The sequence below is a fragment of the Heyndrickxia acidiproducens DSM 23148 genome (assembly GCF_000374345.1).
Taxonomy (GTDB): Bacteria; Bacillota; Bacilli; order Bacillales; family Bacillaceae_C; genus Weizmannia; species Weizmannia acidiproducens.
On the sequence record NZ_KB894066.1, the window covers coordinates 1 to 3,050 of the forward strand.

A 3,050-nucleotide genomic window follows, 5' to 3' on the forward strand; every position below is an offset into this window, starting at 1 on the left:
CTGAAGGCTATTTTTTCTTTTGGCTTGTTTTTCTCATTATTTACATAAGCCAAAACTTGATCTAAATCATAACGGCGATGACCGGCGCTCGATCGTTCAGATTTAATTTTTCCTTCTTTTTCCCAACGTCTAATCGTATCTACGGTTACACCAACCGTTTCAGCAACTTTCCCAATATTTACTCTCATTGGTATACTTCTCCAAAAGTACTTTTTTCTAAATTATATTAAAAATCCATTTATTTAGTCAATAGATTTGATTGCAATTTTATATATTTTTCTCAGCTGTTTAATCCTCATTTAGCGGTGAAACAGCCAGCATAAAAGATGCAGTACGCTCTTTAAAAATAAGAAATGTTCCGATTGCATCGATTACGAGATTTGGCCGCAATTTTTTAAGTGAACATGCCGATTATCCATTCTTTTTTGAAGCCACCCCGCTGCCAAATCAGCAGGGCCAATCCATTCATTCGCTGATCGGTTTGGAAGTGATCCTTGATGTGATCGCACGAAAATACCGTGAGTACATTCTTTTTGATGAGTAACCAACCTCCTCTCTATAAATGAAGAGGTTACCGATCAGCTAAATAGGCTTCAACGGAATTTCTCACTTCGCTTACTTTAGGCCCGTATACAACTTGGATGTTACGGCCGTTTTTTATGACCCCCGCTGCACCCGTTTTCATTAATATCGATTCATCAACGATCCTGCTGTCTTTCACTTTTACCCGCAAGCGGGAAAAGCAATTGTCAACGGATTCTATATTTTCTGCCCCGCCAAGCCCCCGGACAATTTCGCCCGCCAAGTTCCGGCCATCTATGTGTTTTCTTGAATGCCAGGCTTTGTTGGACGGGGTATCTTTTTCGGCGGATAATGAATTTTTTGTATTTTCCCTTCCCGGCGTCTTAAGGTTGAACTGTTTAATAAAAAATCTAAAAACGATGTAATACGTTCCCAATTGCACCATACCGACAGCTAAATATACAGGCCACCTGGTTCTCGAAATGCCAGCCGGCAAGTTATACGATAAGAAGTCGATTAATCCGCCTGCCCCATATGTCCTTGCCCCTAATTGCACGGTAATGACTTGAAATAACCCATCCATGACAGAATGAATGAACCATAGCAGTGGGGAAGCAAACAGAAATGTAAACTCTAATGGTTCAGTAATGCCGGCCACGACGGATGTAACAACCGACGGGATCAAAATTGCTTTTAGTCTTTTCTTATTTTCCGGTTCGGCCGTTCGATAAAACGCAGTGGCCGCACCGACCAGGCCAAAAATTTTCACCATCCCGTATTGTAAATACCTGGATGATGGATCAAATACCTGAATAGCAGGATCGGTTAACTGCGCCATGAATATATTCGTTGCCCCGAAATAGGGTTTACCATTTATGAGAAGTTCCCCTCCAATATTAGAAAAACTGAACGGGGTATAAATTAAATGATGCAAACCGGTCGGAATTAAAAAGCGATTTAAAAAGCCGTATATAAATAAACCGAATGATCCGGACTGATCCATGAATTTTGTTGCGCTCGTAATCCCGCTTTGAATAAACGGCCAAATATAGTTCAAAAAGGCTGCTAAAAAAAGCAACAGGGGAACCAATGCCATAAATACAAGTTTGGTATTGCCATACGCCCCAAAAGCACCTGGCATTTCTTTATCATAAAACTTGTTGTGAACAAGAGCCACTACAACGCCCAGTATGATTCCCAGGAAAACGCCCATATCGATGACTTGAAATCCTAAAATAACCGTTTGCCCGGTACCGGCTAAATCCGAAGCTGCTTGATATTTGATTAACTTACCGGTTAAAGACAGCCATTCATGATTCGCACCCAAGAAAACCAAATAAGAAAATAAGGCGATCAGCGATGCTTCCGCTTTCTTTTCCTTGGCCATTCCCACTGCCATTCCTACACAGAAAACAAGGCTCAGATTATTTAAAATGGGCCAAAGACCGCTTCCGATGAAATTGCCTGTATTTGTCAAATACCCGTGCGTGCCAACAACTGCCGGGTTAGAAAGAATCGAAGAGATCGCTAATAGGATCCCGATAACAGGCAAAAACAAGATCGGAACCACAATGGCTCTCGAAAAAGTCTGCATTGCATTCAACAATTTTTCTTTCATCGATCAATGCCCCTTTAAAAGATATTTTTACATAATAAATGGGCTTTCCTATTGTGGCAGCTATACATTTTTTAATATATCATATCGCCGGTCCTGATTATCAAACAACTATCCTATTGCAGAGAGGATTTTTTAACTGTTTTAGGACTTTCGTTTTATTTTTTCAAAGAAATTTGGCTGTTTATCTTAATAATCCCCCAAAAAAGACGATAATTTTACTAGACTGACAGGATAAAGTTTTGGGTATTTTGATAGAGAAGAACCAAATTTGTCTAATCGTGTCATCATTCTTTTTGACAAGTGCAAGAATCCCCAAAGCTGGCAATATCTTTCATTCGAAAGGAGATTGAAATGAAAAAAAGTCTAGTCATACCTCTATGTTTTGCTGTACTATCTACTCCGGCTTTTGATAAAGCTATCCAAGGCGTTTCACCAACTGAAAACATACATAATTCACATGTACAGGCGGCAGCAAAAACAGAAACAAAATATGTAAATGTCGATGCCAATTCAAGCTTGTTATTAAGAGCAAAGCCTTCATCAAGCGCTGCAAAATTAGGCAGTTTAAAAAAAGGAACAGCTGTATTGGTATACTCTGTATTTGATGGTTGGGCAAAAGTAAAAGCCGGGACAAAAACGGGCTATGTTAGTGCAAAATATTTAACCAGTACAAAACCTGGCCGTACTGCAGAAACAACGAGCACAAAAACAACGACGAAATATGTGGAAGTGGACAAAGGATCTCACTTAATCCTACGTTCTAAAGCTTCGGCAAGCAGCAGCTTATTAGCTAGCTTACCAAGGGGCGAAAAGGTTACCGTTTATTCAACATCTGGCTCGTGGGCAAAAGTGAAAGCCGGAAATAAAACGGGCTATGTGCATGCATCTTATTTGGTAAACACAAAGCCTG

At 40.1% G+C, this 3,050-nt stretch carries 3 protein-coding genes; 1 reads left to right on the forward strand and 2 read right to left on the reverse strand.

Annotated features, from left to right (window positions below):
• Both C232_RS19040 and C232_RS0118110 read right to left on the reverse strand, forming a co-directional pair.
• Positions 1-188, reverse strand: a 188-nt coding sequence (locus C232_RS19040) for a MerR family transcriptional regulator (protein ID WP_018665518.1), incomplete at its 3' end; no start/stop codon positions are given.
• Positions 189-571: 383 nt separating this feature from the next.
• Complete coding sequence (locus tag C232_RS0118110) at positions 572-2,140, reverse strand: PTS transporter subunit EIIC (protein ID WP_018665519.1); 1,569 nt, start codon at positions 2,138-2,140, stop codon at positions 572-574.
• Positions 2,141-2,491: 351 nt separating this feature from the next.
• Here C232_RS0118110 and C232_RS19045 point away from each other — a divergent pair.
• Positions 2,492-3,050 (forward strand): SH3 domain-containing protein (locus C232_RS19045; RefSeq protein ID WP_018665520.1); only part of this gene is annotated, 559 nt, incomplete at its 3' end.

Coding starts and splice junctions, on each gene's coding strand:
- C232_RS0118110 (WP_018665519.1), bottom strand. CDS start 2,140: ATGAAAGAAAAATTGTTGAATGCAATGCAGACTTTTTCGAGAGCCATT.